The organism is Xanthobacter sp. DMC47 (assembly GCF_056313845.1).
Map to the genome: position 1 here is coordinate 941,628 of NZ_JBQUZM010000001.1, position 17,703 is coordinate 959,330.

At 67.4% G+C, this 17,703-nt stretch carries 15 protein-coding genes; 6 read left to right on the forward strand and 9 right to left on the reverse strand.

Going from position 1 to position 17,703, the window contains the following annotated elements; translation table 11 throughout:
- The first annotated feature begins 191 nt into the window (after positions 1-191).
- The 3 genes from ACT54R_RS04415 (at position 192) to ACT54R_RS04425 (ending at position 3,332) form a co-directional block, all read left to right on the forward strand.
- Entirely contained in the window at positions 192-1,148 is a 957-nt protein-coding gene (locus ACT54R_RS04415) for a 2-hydroxyacid dehydrogenase (RefSeq protein WP_476324060.1), read from the forward strand.
- A gap of 108 nt (positions 1,149-1,256) precedes the next feature.
- Entirely contained in the window at positions 1,257-2,036 is a 780-nt protein-coding gene (locus ACT54R_RS04420; RefSeq protein WP_476324062.1) for a protease inhibitor Inh/omp19 family protein, read from the forward strand.
- A 357-nt stretch (positions 2,037-2,393) separates the two neighbouring features.
- Positions 2,394-3,332 (forward strand): TorF family putative porin, encoded by a 939-nt coding sequence (locus ACT54R_RS04425; protein WP_476324064.1) that lies wholly within the window; start codon positions 2,394-2,396, stop codon positions 3,330-3,332.
- 251 nt (positions 3,333-3,583) lie between these two features.
- Here ACT54R_RS04425 and ACT54R_RS04430 read toward each other — a convergent pair whose 3' ends face one another.
- The gene (locus ACT54R_RS04430; RefSeq protein ID WP_476324066.1) at positions 3,584-4,420 is read right to left on the reverse strand and encodes an MBL fold metallo-hydrolase; all 837 of its coding nucleotides are present in this window, start codon (positions 4,418-4,420) and stop codon (positions 3,584-3,586) included.
- A 363-nt stretch (positions 4,421-4,783) separates the two neighbouring features.
- Here ACT54R_RS04430 and ACT54R_RS04435 point away from each other — a divergent pair, with 363 nt between their 5' ends.
- From ACT54R_RS04435 to ACT54R_RS04445, 3 genes are all read left to right on the forward strand, one after another.
- Positions 4,784-4,924, forward strand: a complete 141-nt coding sequence (locus ACT54R_RS04435) for a DUF3096 domain-containing protein (RefSeq protein WP_081762717.1) — start codon at positions 4,784-4,786, stop codon at positions 4,922-4,924.
- A 120-nt stretch (positions 4,925-5,044) separates the two neighbouring features.
- Complete coding sequence (gene ppdK / locus ACT54R_RS04440; protein ID WP_168459881.1) at positions 5,045-7,702, forward strand: pyruvate, phosphate dikinase; 2,658 nt, start codon at positions 5,045-5,047, stop codon at positions 7,700-7,702.
- Positions 7,703-7,921: 219 nt separating this feature from the next.
- Positions 7,922-8,173, forward strand: a complete 252-nt coding sequence (locus ACT54R_RS04445; protein ID WP_168459882.1) for a GlsB/YeaQ/YmgE family stress response membrane protein — start codon at positions 7,922-7,924, stop codon at positions 8,171-8,173.
- 19 nt (positions 8,174-8,192) lie between these two features.
- Here the strand turns inward: ACT54R_RS04445 and ACT54R_RS04450 are convergent, their stop codons facing one another.
- From ACT54R_RS04450 to ACT54R_RS04485, 8 genes are all read right to left on the reverse strand, one after another.
- The gene (locus tag ACT54R_RS04450) at positions 8,193-8,966 is read right to left on the reverse strand and encodes a fumarylacetoacetate hydrolase family protein (protein WP_476324069.1); all 774 of its coding nucleotides are present in this window, start codon (positions 8,964-8,966) and stop codon (positions 8,193-8,195) included.
- Positions 8,967-9,168: 202 nt separating this feature from the next.
- A complete protein-coding gene (gene sucD / locus ACT54R_RS04455; protein WP_168459884.1) occupies positions 9,169-10,053 on the reverse strand; it encodes a succinate--CoA ligase subunit alpha in 885 nt (294 codons plus the stop codon).
- The gene (sucC, locus tag ACT54R_RS04460; RefSeq protein ID WP_476324071.1) at positions 10,053-11,255 is read right to left on the reverse strand and encodes an ADP-forming succinate--CoA ligase subunit beta; all 1,203 of its coding nucleotides are present in this window, start codon (positions 11,253-11,255) and stop codon (positions 10,053-10,055) included. The genes sucD and sucC overlap by 1 nt, the downstream gene beginning before the upstream one ends.
- A 448-nt stretch (positions 11,256-11,703) precedes the next feature.
- A complete protein-coding gene (gene frc, locus ACT54R_RS04465) occupies positions 11,704-12,957 on the reverse strand; it encodes a formyl-CoA transferase (RefSeq protein ID WP_168459886.1) in 1,254 nt (417 codons plus the stop codon).
- A gap of 128 nt (positions 12,958-13,085) precedes the next feature.
- Complete coding sequence (locus ACT54R_RS04470) at positions 13,086-13,529, reverse strand: PAS domain-containing protein (RefSeq protein ID WP_476324073.1); 444 nt, start codon at positions 13,527-13,529, stop codon at positions 13,086-13,088.
- Between the two features lie 123 nt (positions 13,530-13,652).
- On the reverse strand, positions 13,653-14,930 hold the full coding sequence (gene frc, locus ACT54R_RS04475) for a formyl-CoA transferase (protein WP_168459888.1): 1,278 nt from the start codon (positions 14,928-14,930) through the stop codon (positions 13,653-13,655).
- A 138-nt stretch (positions 14,931-15,068) separates the two neighbouring features.
- Positions 15,069-16,829 carry an oxalyl-CoA decarboxylase gene (oxc, locus tag ACT54R_RS04480; RefSeq protein WP_476324076.1) on the reverse strand — a complete coding sequence of 587 codons (1,761 nt, stop codon included), beginning with the start codon at positions 16,827-16,829 and terminating at the stop codon, positions 15,069-15,071.
- 40 nt (positions 16,830-16,869) lie between these two features.
- The gene (locus ACT54R_RS04485; protein WP_476326372.1) at positions 16,870-17,505 is read right to left on the reverse strand and encodes a GntR family transcriptional regulator; all 636 of its coding nucleotides are present in this window, start codon (positions 17,503-17,505) and stop codon (positions 16,870-16,872) included.
- Positions 17,506-17,703: the final 198 nt, after the last annotated feature.

A 17,703-nucleotide genomic window follows, 5' to 3' on the forward strand; every position in this document is an offset into this window, starting at 1 on the left:
TTAAAACGATTGAAGCTCCATTGGACGAAGGTCGGAGATGGGGCTAGACATAGCCGTCCCGCGGATGAGGCCGCCGTTTCCGGTCGCGCGCCGCGGGCATCGGCGCGGGGTTCGCGGGGCGCCGCTCCCGCCTGCCCGCCGGTGACCATCCCGTTTCTTCCCTGCCCAGCCGCCAAAGCGGAGACCTGACCATGACCGATGCCGCCCGCCCGGCCCTGCTCCTCACCGGCCCCGTGATGGAGGAGGTCGTCGAGCGCCAGCTTGCCGGCCGTTTCACCCTCGTGCCGCTGGATGACCTGAATGAGAGCAACGCCGGCGCGGTCGAGGCGATCGCCACCCGCGGCAAGGTGAAGGTGGACGACGCGCTCATTTCGCGCCTGCCCAACCTCAAGATCGTCAGCAATTTCGGCGTCGGCTACGATACGGTGGACGCGGCGGCGGCGGCGAAGCGGGGCGTCATCGTCACCAACACGCCGGACGTGCTGAACGAGGAGGTGGCCGACCTCACCCTCGGCCTGCTGCTCGCCACCGTGCGGCAGCTTCCGCAGGGCGACCGATTCGTGCGCGCCGGCCAATGGACCAAGGGCGCCTATCCGCTTGGCCCCACCTTGCGCGACCGCACGGTTGGCATCCTCGGCATGGGCCGCATCGGCAAGGCCATCGCCAGGCGGCTGGAAGCCTTCTCCGTGCCCGTCGTCTATCACAGCCGCAGGCCGCAGGCGGACGTGGCCTATCGCCATTATCCGGACCTCAAGGAGATGGCGCGGGCGGTGGACGTGCTGGTGGCGATTCTTCCCGGCGGTCCGGCGACACGCCACATCGTCAACAAGGAGGTGCTTGAGGCCCTCGGCGCCAACGGCATCTTCATCAACGTGGCGCGCGGCACCGTGGTGGACGAGGCGGCGCTGCTCGCGGCGCTGCAATCGCGCACCATCCTCGCCGCGGGCCTCGACGTGTTCGAGGACGAGCCCAACGTGCCGGAGGCCTTCTTCGCCCTCGACAATGTGGTGCTGCTGCCGCACGTGGGCTCCGCCACCCATTACACCCGCGCCGCCATGGGGCAATTGGTGGTGGACAACATCCTCGCCTTCTTCGACGGCAAGGGGCCGCTGACCCCCGTCGCCGAGACGCCCTGGCCGCGCGGCTGACGCCATCGCTCCCGATGCGCCGCGCCGGTCATATGCCGGCGCGCGCGCCTGATGATCCCCCGCCCGCGCGGTGCTAGACTCGCCGCGTTGGTCGTCGTGGAGGGCAGCATGGCGCATCGGAACGAATTTCCGCAGGTTCGGGGGCTCCGGCACGCCCTGTGCGCCGCGGTGCTCGCCGGCCTTGCCGCGTCCACCCCGGCCCTCGCACAGAAGGCCGATCCTGCCGCAAAGCCAGCGCCCGCCGCAGCACCGAAGCTCGATCCAGCCGTGCGTGAGGCGGCGGCCCGCATGGCGGCGCCGTTCCGGCTCGCCAGCGCCGACGGATCACGCGGGTGCGCTTTCGCCCTGAAGCCCGACGCCGCCGGCCCCGGCCTCGCGGTGGAGTTCGACCGCCCCGCCTGCGCCGATATCGGCTTTTCCGCGCAGGTGGTCGCCTGGCTGCCCGACCCCTCCGGCTCCATCCGCCTTCTTAACGCGCAGGGCCGCACCGTGGCCGAGTTCACCGAAGGCGCGGGCGGCAGCTATGAGGCGCTGCGTGAGGGCGACGGGGTGTATTTCCTCGCCAATCCGGCCCTGGCCGACGGCACCGAGCTGAAGCCCGAGGAAGTGGTGGGCGAGTGGGACCTCGCCCGGCAGGCTGGCGCGCCCGTGTGCCGGGTGACGCTGCTGGATGCTCCCGCCAAGGGCGGCGGCTTCCGCCTGAACATCGCCAGCGGCTGCGATGCGGCGCTGCTGCGCTTCGGACCGACCGCCTGGGACATCGAGGGCGGCAACATCCTCGTCCGTGGCGAAGGCGGCGCCTCGGTGATCCGCTTCGCCCGGCAGGAGGACGGCGGCTGGGCCCGCACGCCCGAGCGCGGGCGCCCGCTTCTGATGACGCGGCCCTGACCCATCGCCATCGCGCGCCAGGTTGCGCTGGGGAAGTGGTCTTGGCGGCTGCCCGAGTCACCCCCGTGAGTCACCTGTGTGACAATCCGTGTGATCGGAAAGCGTCACTTCCCCCGATCGAGGTACCGCATCTGCGACCTTTTTGAGGCGCGCCTGCCCTTTCCCGGCACATGATTTTCCTGACAGGAACGGGGTGCCGTACCGTTTCGGGACAGTGCGTTGCAACGATGCAACAGCAGAATCCAGCATTTGCAACGGTTTGCCTAAAGCAGGTGCATCTGCTGCCTCAAATTTCGCATTGGACTTGAAGCCGCGACCTGATTTTTATCGTTCCAGATCGCTGCGGGGAAAACCGTTATGAACAAGATTGCAGTCGTTGCCGCTTCCATGCTCCTGGCCGGAGCCGCTTCCGTGGGTGCCGCCGGCGCCGCGGACCTGAGCTCGCCCATGCCCGTGAAGGCCGCTCCGGCGCCCGAGACGCCCCTGTGGGATGTGGCGTTCGGCGTGAAGCTCGGCACCGACTACGTGTTCCGCGGCATTTCGCAGACCGACGGCAACCCCACCGTTCAGGGCTACGCTGAACTGCGCCTCTTCGACTGGGTCTACGCCGGCATCTTCGCCTCGAACGTCGACTTCCCCCCGATCAACCAGTTCGGCGGCTACACCGGCCTCACCGACGCCTCGGCTGAGATCGACCTGTACGGCGGCCTGCGCCACACCTGGGGCGCCTTCACCGCCGACGTCGGCTTCGTGTACTACTACTATCCGGGCGAAATCGCTGTGAACTCGCTGGGCGCCGGTCTCCCCGCGGTCAACATCGACTACTGGGAAATCTACTTCAAGCCGACCTACGTCATCAACGACGTGTTCACCGTCGGCGGCAACCTCTACTACACCAACAGCTACGCTGGCTCTGGCTCCACCGGCACCTACCTGTCGGGCACCGCCAAGGTCGACTTCACCAAGTGGAGCCCGATCAAGGACGTCGGCTTCTACGTGTCGGGTGAGCTCGGCTATCAGTGGCTCGGCCAGACCGACCTCGGCAACTTCTTCGTCGCCAACTACGAGCTGCCCTCCTACACCACCTGGAACGTGGGCGTCGCCTTCACCTACAAGGCTGCCACCCTCGACCTGCGCTACTACGGCAGCACCCTGTCGTCCGGCCCGTCCTACGTGTCCGGCGTCGGCTATGCGCCCTTCGGCACCTGCGGCGTGGTCTCCGGCCTGCAGAATGTCTGCGGCGACCGCTACGTGGCCAGCCTCTCCTTCGACACCTCCTTCCTCGCCCTCAAGTGAGATTGGCCGGGTCGCCTGACCCGGGTCGAAACGGACAAAGGCGTCGCGCTCTGCGCGGCGCCTTTTTCTTTTGGGCACAAGGCTCCCGGCCATCGCCTTCTGAACCGCTTCACGAGCCGTCATGCCCCGGCTCGTCCGGGGCATCCACAGGCGCGGAAGAGCGGTCCCCGGATCCCCCAAAGTGACCCGACCGCGCCGTGGATCGCCCGCACAAGGCGGGCGATGACGTCGGAGAAGGTCCGTCGGCGTGCCTACCGCCCCGGCAGCACCAGTACCGTGCGTGTCTTCGGCAGGGTCTCCCGGCTGAGCAGCACGAAGGGCTCCGTGGAGCGCTGAACCGTCCATTCCTGGCCCAGCCGCGCGAGGAAGCGCTCCAGCCCGTACTGGCTGAAATAGTGCATGGGGATGACCAGCGGCGCGTTGATGGATTTCAGCACGTCCACCATGCCTTCGAGATCCAGCGTGTAGGAGCCGTCCACCGGCGCCAGCACCACGTCGATCCGGCCCAGCGCCTCCAGGTGGTCCTTGGTCAGGAGATGGTGCAAATGGCCGAGATGGGCGATGCACACGCCCGCCACCTCGAACACGAACATGGAATTGCCGTCATATTCCGTCCCGGCCCCCCGGCGGATATTGGTGGGGACGTTGCGGATCCACACGTCCTCAACCGTCACCTCGTGCTGCGCCGGCGCCCCGTCCTTCCCCCAGCCCCTGAGCACATATTCGATGCCGGGGTCCGGCGCGTCCGTGTAATGGGTGTCGTGGGCGTGGTTCATGGTGACGATGCGCGGCACCAGATTCGGCCGCACATAATCGTTGTAGTCCGTGACGATGCTGACCCCGGCAGGGCTCTCGATGAGAAAGCTCGCATGGCCGATGAAGGTGAGATGCACCGGCCCCGAGGCCTCGGCGAGCCGCAGCATGGCGGCGTCCAGCGCCGCGAGCCGCACCTTCGGCCGCTCGGCCACCATGCGCGGGCATTTTTCCGGCTGCGCCAGCGCGGCGCCCCCCGACAACGCCATCAGCCCGAAGGCGGTCGCGGCCAGTATTGCGACGACGGCCCCGCCGCGGCGGGGGGCTGATTGCATCGGTGCCGCAATGGCATGAGGGCAAGACGGACCAGATGATGGGGCAGAAGACGGGGCGGGCATGGCGGCTCCCAGCGGTCGCGCCCTCCCCGTCGCGCCGGGCACCGGCGGTGGCAGGCGTGCGCGCGGATGGTCCGGCGAAATGCGGATGGACGATTGTGCCGTGTTGCACCGCCCGCGCAATGTCGTCGCACGTAACGGCACCGTGAGGCGCACACCCGCGCCGCCACAACCATGCGCCCGGCTCCCGCTGCGGCGCCTCCCCCATCACCCCCATGGACCTTGGGCGCCGGATCGGCAATCGTGCGCCGCCGCGGCGGCGGGGCCATTCCGGGCCGCCGGGACGCAAGGGGAGGCTTCACAATGTCTTTCAACATGGTCATCGTTCAGCCGGCGGTCGCGCTGATTGCAGGCGTGCTGATCCTCGCCTTCCCGCGACTTCTGAACGTGCTGGTCGCCATTTATCTCATCATCGTGGGCGTCACGGGCCTGATGGGGCACTGATCGCCGCGCCGTCTCATCCGGCGGCGCGGGAACGGCCGTCCGAATGCCCAGTTGATGCTTTGTGCGCTGCACGTTAAAGCATCCCGCCACTCTGCATTTTCCCAAACGGGGCCAACCCACATGACGAAATGGGTCTACACCTTCGGCGACGGCAAGGCCGAGGGCAAAGCCGACATGAAGAATCTTCTCGGCGGCAAGGGCGCGAACCTCGCCGAGATGTCCAACCTCGGCCTGCCCGTTCCTCCCGGCTTCACCATCACGACCGAGGTGTGCACCTATTATTACGCCCACGGCCAGACCTATCCGGCCGAGCTGAAGGGCGAGGTGGAAGCGGCCCTCGCGCAGGTGGGCCAGCTCACCGGCAAGGCGTTCGGCGATGCGGCGAACCCGCTGCTCGTCTCGGTGCGCTCCGGCGCCCGCGCCTCCATGCCCGGCATGATGGACACGGTGCTGAACCTCGGCCTCAACGACGCCACCGTGGACGCGGTGGCCCGCCTCGCCGACAGGCGCTTCGCCTATGACAGCTACCGCCGCTTCATCACCATGTATTCCGACGTGGTGCTGGGCGTGGACCACCACCACTTCGAGGAGATCCTGGAGCACTACAAGCTCCAGCACGGCCACACGCTCGACACCGACCTCTCGGCGGACGACTGGGCGGCCCTGGTGGTCAAGTACAAGGCGAAGGTGGAAGCCGAACTGGGCAAGCCCTTCCCGCAGGACCCGCACGAGCAGCTCTGGGGCGCCATCGGCGCCGTCTTCTCGTCCTGGATGAACGCCCGCGCCATCACCTACCGCCGCCTGCACTCGATTCCCGAGAGCTGGGGCACGGCGGTGAACGTGCAGTCCATGGTGTTCGGCAACATGGGCGAGACCTCCGCGACCGGCGTCGCCTTCACCCGCAACCCGTCCACCGGCGAGAACGCGCTCTATGGCGAATTCCTCGTGAACGCGCAGGGCGAGGACGTGGTGGCGGGCATCCGCACCCCGCAGGACCTCACCGAGAAGGCCCGCAAGGCCGCCTCGTCCGACAAGCCCTCCATGGAAGTCGCCCTGCCCGACGCCTTCAAGGAGTTCGAGCGCATCTCGCATGTGCTCGAAAACCACTACCGCGACATGCAGGACCTCGAGTTCACGGTGGAGAAGGGCAAGCTCTGGATGCTCCAGACCCGCTCCGGCAAGCGCACCGCCAAGGCGGCCCTGCGCATCGCCGTGGAGCTGGCCGCGGAAGGGCTCATCACCGAGCAGGAGGCCGTCGGCCGCGTCGATCCCGCGGCGCTGGACCAGCTTCTCCACCCCGCCATCGATCCCAAGGCCGAGCGCAAGGTGATCGCCACCGGCCTGCCCGCCTCCCCCGGCGCGGCGGCCGGCGCCATCGTGTTCTCGGCGGATGAGGCCGAAGCGTGGAAGGAGCAGGGCCGCAAGGTCATCCTCGTCCGCGTCGAGACCTCGCCGGAAGACATCCACGGCATGCATGCCGCCCAGGGCATCCTCACCGCGCGCGGCGGCATGACCTCCCACGCGGCGGTGGTCGCGCGCGGCATGGGCAAGCCCTGCGTCTCCGGCGCCGGTGCGCTGCGCATCGACAATGCGGCCCAGACGCTGACCGTGAACGGCCAGACCTTCAAGAAGGGCGACCTCATCACCATCGACGGCGGCACCGGCCAGGTGCTGGCGGGCGAGGTGGCGATGCTCCAGCCGGAGCTATCGGGCGAGTTCGCGACCCTCATGGGCTGGGCCGACAAGGTGCGCAAGCTCAAGGTCCGCGCCAATGCCGAGACCCCGGCGGACGCCCGCATGGCCCGTTCCTTCGGTGCCGAGGGCATCGGCCTGTCGCGCACCGAGCACATGTTCTTCGACGCCGGCCGCATCCTCGCCGTGCGCGAGATGATTCTCGCCGACGACGAGGCGGGCCGCCGCTCGGCGCTGGCCAAGCTGCTGCCCATGCAGCGCGACGACTTCGTCGAGCTGTTCGAGATCATGAAGGGCCTGCCGGTCACCATCCGTCTGCTCGACCCGCCGCTGCACGAGTTCCTCCCCCACACGGCGGAAGAGACGGCAGAGGTGGCCAAGAGCCTCGGCGTGGACATCGAGCGGGTGGAGCGGCGCTACAAGGAGCTGCACGAAGTGAACCCGATGCTCGGGTTCCGCGGCTGCCGCATCGCCATCGCCTTCCCCGAGATCGCCGAGATGCAGGCCCGCGCCATCTTCGAGGCGGCGGTGATCGCCGCCAAGAAGACCGGCGAGATGGTGGTGCCCGAGGTGATGGTCCCGCTCATCGCCACCAAGGCCGAGTTCGACATCGTGGACAAGGTCATCCGCGACACCGCTGCGGCGGTGGAGAAGGAGACCGGCGCTACCCTCACCTTCCAGGTCGGTACCATGATCGAGCTGCCCCGCGCCGCCCTGCGCGCGGAGGAGATCGCCAGGGGCGCCGAATTCTTCTCCTTCGGCACCAACGACCTCACCCAGACCTGCTTCGGCGTGTCCCGCGACGACGCCGGCACCTTCCTCGGCCCCTATGTGCAGAAGGGCATCCTGGAGGTGGACCCCTTCGTCTCCATCGACGTGGACGGCGTGGGCGAGCTGGTGAAGATCGGCGTGGAGCGCGGCCGCAAGTCGCGTCCCGACATCAAGCTCGGCATCTGCGGCGAGCACGGCGGTGATCCCGCCTCCGTCGCCTTCTGCCACGAGGTGGGGCTCAACTACGTCTCCTGCTCGCCCTTCCGCGTGCCGATCGCCCGCCTTGCGGCGGCGCAGGCGGCGCTGAAGAAGTGAGCGATCGAGGCGCCACGCGCTTAAGCCCGCGCGGCGCCTGAGCGTTGCCCCTTGGCTTCGGTCGAAGACCGATGCCAACTGCAAGATCCTGAAAGGCCGCCTCCGGGCGGCCTTTTTGCGTTGCGCCGCACCCATTCGCGAGCGTGGCCGGAACCACAGGCCGGGTGTACCGTTTCTCTCGCGCCCCCACGCGAGCGGGGCGGTTTCGCGGAGGACACCATGCAGGACGCGCAAGTGGGCTGGATTGCCGCCATCATCATCGGCGGCTTCGCCGGATGGTTTGCCTCCATGTTCATGAAGAGCGACACCGGGCTCTTCACCAACATCATTCTCGGCATCATCGGCGCCGCCATCGCCAGCTTCCTGTTCGGGCTGCTGGGCGTGGGCTTCGCCGGCTGGCTCGGCTATCTGGTGGCGGGCTTCGTCGGCGCGTGCATCCTCATTGCCGGCGCACGGGCGATCAGACGCTGACCGCCCGGCTTTACGCGGCTCACTGAACGAACGTGTTCACCAGCGAGCCGATGCCGGCGATCTCGATCTCGATGGTGTTGGTCGGCTCCTTCATGGTGCCGACCCCCACCGAGGTGCCACAGGCGATGAGGTCGCCGGGGTTCAGCGTCATCTCCTTCGAGATCAGCGACACCAGCAGCGCCGGCGGGAAGATCATGTCGGCGAGCGGGTAGTTCTGCCGCTCCTGCCCATTGAGGATGGTGCGCACGCGCGCCGCCGAGGGATCGAAATCCGTCACGATCCACGGGCCGAACGGGCCGTAGCCGTCGATGCCCTTGGCCCGCGCCCACTGGGGGAAGGTCGGATCGCGGTTGAGGATGTCGGCGGCGGTGATGTCGTTGACCACCGTGTAGCCGAAGATGCCGGCGGCGGCTTCCGCTTCGGACACATTGGTCAGCGGCTTGCCGATGACGATGCCCAGCTCGCCCTCATAGACCGTCTTGCCCTCATAGGAGGCCGGCCGGCGCACCACCGAGCCGGGCGCGGCGACGGAGGTGGTCGCCTTCAGCAGATAGAGCGGCTCGGCCGGCTCCGCCACCTTCAGCTTGGCCGCCAGCTCATGGAAGTTGTTCCACAGCGCGACGATCTTGGTGGGCGCGCAGGGCGCCTCCAGCGCGACGTCGGCGAGCTTGAGCGTCGCGCCGGTGGCCGTCGCGCCCGCAAACATGCAGCCCTCGTGCACGGCGATGGTGTCGCCTTCCAGCGTGCCGAAGCCGGTCTTTCCGTCGGCGGCGAAGCGCAGCCAGGTGGTCATGGGTGTTTCCTCTGGTGATTGTTTGGGGGCGGCTCCGACCTCTCCCGGCCGTCATGCCCCGGCTTGTCCGGGGCATCCACAGTGCCGCGAGAGCAGAGCGGGCAAACCGGCACCCTGCTTGCCGCCCAGTGGATCCCCCGGACAAGCCGGGGGATGACGGCGGCTATTCAGGCGTAGTTCCGGATCGAGAGAGGGTTGCCCCTCAGCCCTTCAGCACCTCAACGAGCGTCTTGCCGAGGCGTGCGGGGGAGGGAGACACGCGGATGCCCGCCGCCTCCATGGCCGCGATCTTGTCCTCGGCGCCGCCCTTGCCGCCGGAGATGATGGCACCGGCATGACCCATGCGACGGCCGGGCGGGGCCGTGCGGCCGGCGATGAAGCCCACCATAGGCTTCTTGCGGCCGGCCTTCGCCTCGTCGGCGATGAACTGCGCCGCGTCCTCCTCGGCCGAGCCGCCGATCTCGCCGATCATGATGATGGATTCGGTCTTGGGATCGGCCAGGAACATCTCCAGCACGTCGATGAATTCCGTGCCCTTCACCGGGTCGCCGCCGATGCCCACCGCCGAGGTCTGGCCGAGGCCTTCCTGGGTGGTCTGGAACACCGCCTCATAGGTCAGCGTGCCGGAGCGCGAAACGACCCCCACGGTGCCGGTCTTGAAGATGTTGGCGGGCATGATGCCGATCTTGGCCTGCCCCGCCGTCACGATGCCGGGGCAGTTCGGCCCCACGAGACGCGACTTGGAGCCGGAGAGCGCGCGCTTCACCTTCACCATGTCGAGCACGGGAATGCCCTCGGTGATGCAGACGATGAGCGGGATCTCCGCGTCGATGGCTTCCAGGATGGCGTCGGCCGCGCCGGCCGGCGGCACGTAGATCACCGAAGCGTCGGCGCCGGTGGCTTCCTTCGCCTCCAGCACGGTGTCGAACACCGGCAGGCCCAGATGCACCGATCCGCCCTTTCCGGGGGAGGTGCCGCCCACCATCTTGGTGCCGTACATGATCGCCTGCTCGGCGTGGAACGTGCCGTTCTTTCCGGTGAAGCCCTGGGTGATGACCCGGGTGTTGGCGTCGATCAGCACGGACATCACGCAGCTTCCTTCTTCACGGCCGCGACGATCTTCTGCGCCGCATCGTCGAGATCATCGGCGGGGATCACGTTGAGCCCGGATTCGCGGATGATCTTCTTGCCCTCGTCCACGTTCGTGCCGGCGAGGCGCACCACCAGCGGCACCTTCAGCCCCACCTGCCGCACGGCGGCGATGACGCCCTCGGCGATCACGTCGCAGCGCATGATGCCGCCGAAGATGTTCACGAGGATGCCCTCGACATTCGGGTCGGCGGTGATGATCTTGAAGGCCGCCGTCACCTTCTCCTTGGTGGCGCCACCGCCCACGTCGAGGAAGTTGGCCGGCTCCATGCCATAGAGCTTGATGATGTCCATGGTCGCCATGGCGAGGCCCGCGCCGTTGACCATGCAGCCGATGGTGCCATCGAGCGCGATATAGGAGAGATCATAGCGCGAGGCCTCGATCTCCTTGAAGTCTTCTTCGCTCTCGTCGCGCAGCTGGGCCACGTCCGAGTGGCGGAACAGGGCGTTGGAGTCAAAGCCCACCTTGGCGTCGAGGCAGACCAGCCGGCTGTCCTTGGTCACCACCAGCGGGTTGATCTCCAGAAGGCTCATGTCCTTTTCGGTGAAGGCCTTGAACAGATTGGCGGTGAGCGCGCCGGCCTGCTTGGCGAGATCGCCGGTGAGGCCGAGCGCCTGCGCCACCTTGCGGCCATGCAAAGGCTGCACGCCGGTGGCCGGGTCCACGGAGAAGGTCACGATCTTCTCAGGCGTGGAATGCGCCACCTCCTCGATGTCCATGCCGCCTTCGGTGGAGACCACGAAGGCGACGCGCGAGGTCACGCGATCCACCAGCATGGAGAGATAGAATTCCTTGTCGATGAGCGCGCCTTCCTCGATGTAAAGGCGGTTCACCTGCTTGCCATCGGCGCCGGTCTGCAGCGTGACGAGCGTATTGCCGAGCATCTCGGCAGCATTCGCCTTCACGTCAGCGGCGGTCTTCACCACGCGGACGCCACCCTTGGCGTCTGCGGGAAGCTCCTTGAACTTGCCCTTGCCGCGCCCGCCGGCGTGGATCTGCGCCTTCACCACGAAGGCGATGCCGCCCAGCTTGCCGGCCGCAGCCTCGGCCTCTTCGGGGGTGAAGGCGGGAAAGCCGCGGGAGACCGGGACGCCGAAATCGCGGAGGATGGCCTTGGCCTGGTATTCGTGAATGTTCATCGGGGTTTCCTCCCTCGTCGAGGGCCGCGTTTGCCGCGGCTCAAGGTGCGCTTTGGCTGCACATTACGACGAAAGTCGCAGTCTGCACCCAATCGCGCGCACGCTCCAGTGCGACACGACGCCAGTGGGGGCGCCAGTGATAGCGCGAGGCGTGACGCACTCGGCGAGGTGAACTGTGCGGGCCGCCCTTGCGGACGAAAGATGGCCTCTCCCCTCAGGGGCGGCGCGGGAGCCGGCGGCCGGAGCGCTCAGCGCATCGGGCAAGGCCGGGAGAAATACCGTGTCGGGAGGACCGTCATGCCCCGGCTCGTCCGGGGCATCCACTTATCCCCATCCCGGTGCTTCAAGACCAGGCACCCGATGAGCGGGGCGGTGAATCGCCCGGACAAGCCGGGCGATGACGCGAGAGAAAGCGGCGGGACGCATCGCCCCGCCGCAGGGCTCAAAATCAGACCACGCGACCTTCGTGCATGGACTTGATCTGCTCGGGGGAATAGCCGAGCTCCGCCAGCACCTCGTCGGTGTGCTCGCCGAGCAGCGGGGAGCCGGTGACTTCCACGCTCATGTCGGAGAACTTGATCGGGCTGCCGACGGTCAGGTACTTGCCGCGCTGCTTGTGATCGACTTCCACGATGGTGCCGCTCTCGCGCAGGGACTTGTCCTCGGCGATCTCCTTCATGGTGAGCACCGGGGCGCAGGGGATGTCGAACTTGCGCAGGATGTCGACCGCCTCGAACTTGGTCTTGTCGGCGAGCCACGCCTCGATCACCGCGAAGATGTCGAAGATCTTGTCCTGGCGCGCGCGGGCGGTGTTGTAAGCCGGATCGTTGATCCACTCGGGCTTGCCGATGGCTTCCGCCACCTTGCCCCAGGCCTGCTCCTGCACGGTGAAGTAGATGTAGGCGTTGGGATCGGTCTCCCAGCCCTTGCACTTCAGCACCCAGCCGGGCTGGCCGCCGCCGCCCGCGTTGCCGCCGCGCGGAACCACGTCCGAGAACGTGCCGTGCGGGTACTGCGGGTACTCTTCCAGGTAGCCCACGCGGTCGAGGCGCTGCTGGTCGCGCAGCTTCACGCGGCAGAGGTTGATGACCGCATCCTGCATGGACACGGCGACCTTCTGGCCCTTGCCGGTCTTGTTGCGGGCGTGCAGCGCGGTGAGGATGCCGATGGCGAGGTGCATGCCGGTGTTCGAGTCACCGAGCGCCGCCGCGGACACGGTGGGGGGGCCGTCCCAGAAGCCGGTGGTGGAGGCCGCGCCGCCAGCGCACTGCGCCACGTTCTCGTAGACCTTCAGGTCTTCGTAGTGATGGCCGTCGGAGAAGCCCTTCACCGAGGCGACGATCATGCCCGGGTTCAGCTCGTTGATGTGCTCCCAGGTGAAGCCCATGCGGTCGAGCGCGCCGGGGGCGAAGTTCTCGACGAGGACGTCGCTCTCCTTGATGAGCTTCGTCAGCACTTCCTTGCCTTCCTGGGTCTTGGTGTCCAGGGTCAGGGAGCGCTTGTTGGAGTTCAGCATGGTGAAGTACAGCGCGTCGGCGTTCGAGATGTCGCGCAGCTGGTTGCGCGTCACGTCGCCCGAGCCGGGACGCTCCACCTTGATGACGTCCGCGCCGAACCAGGCGAGGAGCTGCGTGCAGGCGGGGCCGGCCTGAACGTGCGTGAAGTCGATGATCTTGATGCCTTCCAACGGCTTGCTGGTCATTTGCGTTCCCTTTTCAAAAACTGGCCTTGAACACAGGGACGGCGGCGCGCGAGGCCTCCGAAGTCCCGAAACCTTCCAGCGTCGCGGCACGGGCCGCCGCCGGCTTCACCCGCCGGTTTGTCCGGTCGTTATGCTTGGGATGCCGCCTTCGTCTGCGCCTCGGCGTCCGCGAGGCGCTTGCGAAGGTCGCGCTCCTCCTTCCATCGCGCCGTCTCGTCGCGGATGACCGAGACGATGTGCGTCGGCTCGCCCGCCGGGGAGGCGAGGAGCGCGACGGTGAAGGCGATGGACAAGGCGTGGCCGTCCTTGTGGATGGCCGGCACGCGCAACAGCGTCGTCCCGTAGCGGGTGACGCCGGTGCGCATGGTCTCGTGATAGCCGTCCCAGTGCCGCTGGCGCTGGCGCTCGGGGATGATGATGTCGAGCGACTGGCCCATGGCCTCGTCGGGCGTGAAGCCAAACATGCGCTCGGCCGCCGGATTCCAGAGCGCGATGTTGCCGGCCTTGTCGCAGACCACGATGGCGTCCGCCACGGCATCCATCAGCTGAGCAAGATCGACGTCCGCACTCATCGCGTCATCCTTTCAAACCTGTCACCTCCCGCCGTTGCCGGCGATGGGGCGGCCCCTTAAGGCGCACCGCCCCGAGGTACGTTTCGGTTCGGCCACCAAGCGGCCGAACCCTGGCGTATGCTGCTATTCCGCCGCCATGCGACGGGGGGTGCCGATGGCGCCGGAGGCGCGCAGGGCGTCGATGCGGTCGGGGGCGAGGCCGAGCACGCCGGCGAGCACCTCCTCGGTGTGCTCCCCGAGCAGCGGCGAGCGCTCCACCTCGACCTGGTTGTCCGAGAGCTTGATGGGGTTGCCGACGGTGAGGTACGTGCCGCGCGTCGGGTGCTCCACCTCCACCAGCGTGCCGGTGGCATAGAGCGACTGGTCCTCGGCGATCTCCTTCATGGAGAGGATGGGACCGCAGGGGATGTCGTACTTGTTGAGGATCTCCATGGCCTCGAACTTGGTGTGGGCCATGGTCCACGCCTCGATGCGCGTGAAGATCTCGTTGAGGTGCGGCAGGCGCGCGGCCGGCGTCGCATAGTTCGGGTCGGTCTTCCACTCGGGCTCGTGGATGACGTCGCAGATCTTCTCCCAGACCGGGGCCTGGGTGATGAAGTAGATGTAGGCGTTGGGATCGTGCTCCCAGCCCTTGCAGCGCAGGATGCGCCCGGGCTGGCCGCCGCCGGAATCGTTGCCGGCGCGGGGCACGCTGTCGCCGAAGGGGATGCCCTCGCCGAACTGGCTGTATTCCTTGAGCGGGCCGTTGGCGAGGCGCTGCTGGTCGCGCAGCTTCACGCGGCAGAGGTTCAGCACCGCGTCCTGCATGGCGCACATCACGCGCTGGCCGCGGCCGGTGTGCTCGCGCTGGAACAAAGCGGTGACGATGCCGAGGGCGAGGTGGAGGCCGGTGCCCGAATCCCCGATCTGCGCGGCGCTGACCATGGGCAGGCTGTCACGGAAGCCGGTGGTGGAGGCGGCGCCGCCCGCGCACTGGGCGACGTTCTCATACACCTTGCAATCCTCGAACGGACCGGGGCCGAAGCCCTTCACGGAGGCGAGGATGAGGCGCGGGTTGATGGTGGAGAGGCGCTCCCAGGTGAGGCCCATGCGGTCGAGCGCGCCCGGCGCGAAATTCTCGACCAGCACGTCGCACTGGCGCACCAGCTGCTCGAGGACCGCCTTGCCCTCGGGATTCTTGGTGTCGAGGGTGATCGACCGCTTGTTCGAGTTGAGCATGGTGAAATAGAGGCTGTCGGCGCCGTCCACGTCGCGGAGCTGGCCGCGCGTCACGTCGCCCTCGCCGGGACGCTCCACCTTGATGACGTCCGCGCCGAACCAGGCGAGCAGCTGGGTGCAGCTCGGTCCGGACTGAACGTGGGTGAAGTCCAGGATGCGGACCCCCTCTAGTGCCTTGCCCATCGTATCCTCACAATTCCGCTCTGTTTTCGTTCCCGGTTTTACTTTTATTGTTTTGGTGTCGTCGGGTTGGGTGGCGGGACCTGAGGCCCCGCCGACCAGCCTTGCATCATGAGTGGCGCCGAATAGATCGGGCGCCGCTCACTTCTTCTTCTTGACCACGCTCTGCGGGTTCAGCGAGCCGATGTTGCCGCTCTCGGAGCCGGCAGCCGGGTCGATTTCCGCATTGATGAGGGTGGGCTTCCCGCTGTCCATGGCGGCGCTGACCGCACGATAGAGCTCGTCGGGAGACGTGACGTTCACGCCCACGCCGCCGAAGGCTTCCATCATCTTGTCGTAGCGCGAGCCGGGGACGAACACCGTGGTGCCGGGATCACGCCCGGTGGGGTCGGTGTCGGTGCCGCGATAGATGCCGTTGTTGTTGAAGATCACGATGGTGACCGGCAGGTTGTAGCGGCAGATGGTCTCCACCTCCATGCCGGAGAAGCCGAAGGCGCTGTCGCCTTCCACCGCGAGAACCTTCTTTCCGGTCTCCACCGCCGCCGCGATGGCGAAGCCCATGCCGATGCCCATCACGCCCCAGGTGCCGACATCGAGGCGCTTGCGCGGCTCGTACATGTCGATGATGCCGCGGGCGAGGTCGAGGGTGTTGGCGCCCTCGTTCACCAGCAGCGCGTCGGGGCGCTCCTTGATGACGTTCTTCAGCGCGCCGAGGGCCGAATGGAAGTCCATGGGCACCGAGTTCTTGAGAAGCTTCGGCGCCATCTTGGCGATGTTGGCTTCCTTCTTGGTGCGGATGGTCTCGGTCCACTGGGCCGGGGGGACCTTCCACGAGCCGTCGAGGCGGGCGTTGAGCGCGGCGATCACCGAGCCGATGTCGCCGACGAGCGGGGCCGCGATCTCGACGTTCGAGTCCATCTCCTTGGGCTCGATGTCCACCTGGATGAACTTCTTCGGGGCATCGCCCCAGGTCTTGCCCTTGCCGTGGGAGAGCAGCCAGTTGAGGCGGGCGCCCACCAGCAGGACCACGTCGGCATCCTTCAGCGCGGTGGAGCGCGCGGCGCCCGCCGACTGGGGATGGGTGTCCGGCAGCAGGCCCTTGGCCATGGACATGGGCAGGAAGGGGATGCCGCTCTTCTCGATGAAGGCGCGGATCTCGTCGTCGGCCTGCGCGTAGGCCGCGCCCTTGCCGAGGATGACGAGGGGACGCTCAGCGCCCTTGAGCAGCTCGATGGCGCGGTCCACCGCGGCCGGGGCCGGGATCTGCGCCGGGGCGGGGTCGATCACCTTGACGAGGGACTTGGCACCGGCCTCGGCATCCATCACCTGGCCGAAGAGCTTCGCCGGCAGGTCGAGATAGACGCCGCCGGGACGGCCCGACACCGCCGCGCGGATGGCGCGGGCGACGCCGATGCCGATGTCGGCAGCGTGCAGCACGCGGAACGCCGCCTTGCACAGGGGCTTGGCGATGGCGAGCTGGTCCATCTCCTCATAATCGCCCTGCTGCAGGTCGACGATCTCGCGCTCGGAGGAGCCCGAGATGAGGATCATCGGGAAGCAGTTGGTGGTGGCATTCGCCAGCGCGGTCAGGCCGTTGAGGAAGCCGGGGGCCGACACGGTGAGGCAAATGCCGGGCTTCTTGGTGAGGAAGCCCGCAATCGCCGCCGCGTTGCCGGCATTCTGCTCGTGACGGAAGGAAATGACACGGATGCCCTCGGCCTGGCACATGCGGCCGAGATCGGTGATCGGGATGCCGGGCACGCCGTAGATGGTCTCGATGCCGTTGAGCTTCAGGGCATCGATGACGAGGTGGAAGCCGTCGGTGAGATCACGCTCGGCCTCGGCGGCCGGGTCGATATGCACCACGTTGTCTTCGATCTTGGACTTTTCCGCCGTAGCCATGAGGATCTCCTAGGGCGTCGTTCCGGGGCCTGTGACCGGCCTATTCGGGGAAGACGCCGTGCCGTTCCACATGAGCCGCAAGGCCCATGGTGTGTTCCCGCACCAGGCGCTCGGCGAGATCTGGGTCTCGGGTCTCGAGCGCATCGATGATCGCCATGTGTTCCCGCATGGAGATTTCGTACCGGTTCTCCTGCCGCACCGAGACTGCGCGGATGGCGCGCATGTGCAGGAACAGGTTCTCCGTCATGTCCACGATCAGCCGGCACCCGCCCATGCGGATCACGGCCTGATGGAAGGCGATGTTCGCCTCCGAATACTCGTTCATCTGGTTGGCGAGCGGCTGCGCCTGGAACTCGTGGAAGAGCCGGCGCAGGCCCGCGATCTCGATGTCCGAGGCGTGGGTCGCGGCCAGCCGCGCCGCCATCGCCTCCAGCGCCGCCCAGACCACGATGAGGTCGAGGATCTCGCGCTTGGTCTTGCGCACCACGAAGATGCCGCGGCGCGGAACGGAGCGCACGAAGCCCTCCTGCTCCAGAACGGTCATGGCCTCGCGGATCGGCGTCCGCGATACGCCCAGCGTCTCGGAAAGCTGGCGCTCGTCGAGACGGAATTCGGTGGTCGAGCCGTAGATGTCCATCTGCGTGATGGCGCGCTTCAGGGCCTCATAGGCCAGCATGCGCAGGCTGGACGCGGCCTCCAGAGGCTCGACCTTGAGCTTCGGAGGATCAACATCGAGCGCGGGCGTCTGATGCACGGGCGTCTGCACGACCTGGACTTCCTCTCCCTGGAAGCGGCCGCCTTCTGTCGAGGCGTTCCTCATCCGTGAAATACTGTATACGGTGTTCAGAACTCCGTATCAATCCCATCTTGCCGG

Coding starts and splice junctions, on each gene's coding strand:
- ppdK (WP_168459881.1), top strand. CDS start 5,045: ATGACGAAATGGGTCTACACCTTCGGCGACGGCAAGGCCGAGGGCAAA.
- ACT54R_RS04425 (WP_476324064.1), top strand. CDS start 2,394: ATGAACAAGATTGCAGTCGTTGCCGCTTCCATGCTCCTGGCCGGAGCC.
- oxc (WP_476324076.1), bottom strand. CDS start 16,829: ATGGCTACGGCGGAAAAGTCCAAGATCGAAGACAACGTGGTGCATATC.
- sucC (WP_476324071.1), bottom strand. CDS start 11,255: ATGAACATTCACGAATACCAGGCCAAGGCCATCCTCCGCGATTTCGGC.
- ACT54R_RS04420 (WP_476324062.1), top strand. CDS start 1,257: ATGGCGCATCGGAACGAATTTCCGCAGGTTCGGGGGCTCCGGCACGCC.
- ACT54R_RS04470 (WP_476324073.1), bottom strand. CDS start 13,529: ATGAGTGCGGACGTCGATCTTGCTCAGCTGATGGATGCCGTGGCGGAC.
- ACT54R_RS04430 (WP_476324066.1), bottom strand. CDS start 4,420: ATGCAATCAGCCCCCCGCCGCGGCGGGGCCGTCGTCGCAATACTGGCC.
- ACT54R_RS04445 (WP_168459882.1), top strand. CDS start 7,922: ATGCAGGACGCGCAAGTGGGCTGGATTGCCGCCATCATCATCGGCGGC.
- ACT54R_RS04415 (WP_476324060.1), top strand. CDS start 192: ATGACCGATGCCGCCCGCCCGGCCCTGCTCCTCACCGGCCCCGTGATG.
- ACT54R_RS04450 (WP_476324069.1), bottom strand. CDS start 8,966: ATGACCACCTGGCTGCGCTTCGCCGCCGACGGAAAGACCGGCTTCGGC.
- ACT54R_RS04485 (WP_476326372.1), bottom strand. CDS start 17,505: ATGCTGGCCTATGAGGCCCTGAAGCGCGCCATCACGCAGATGGACATC.
- ACT54R_RS04435 (WP_081762717.1), top strand. CDS start 4,784: ATGTCTTTCAACATGGTCATCGTTCAGCCGGCGGTCGCGCTGATTGCA.
- sucD (WP_168459884.1), bottom strand. CDS start 10,053: ATGTCCGTGCTGATCGACGCCAACACCCGGGTCATCACCCAGGGCTTC.
- frc (WP_168459888.1), bottom strand. CDS start 14,930: ATGGGCAAGGCACTAGAGGGGGTCCGCATCCTGGACTTCACCCACGTT.
- frc (WP_168459886.1), bottom strand. CDS start 12,957: ATGACCAGCAAGCCGTTGGAAGGCATCAAGATCATCGACTTCACGCAC.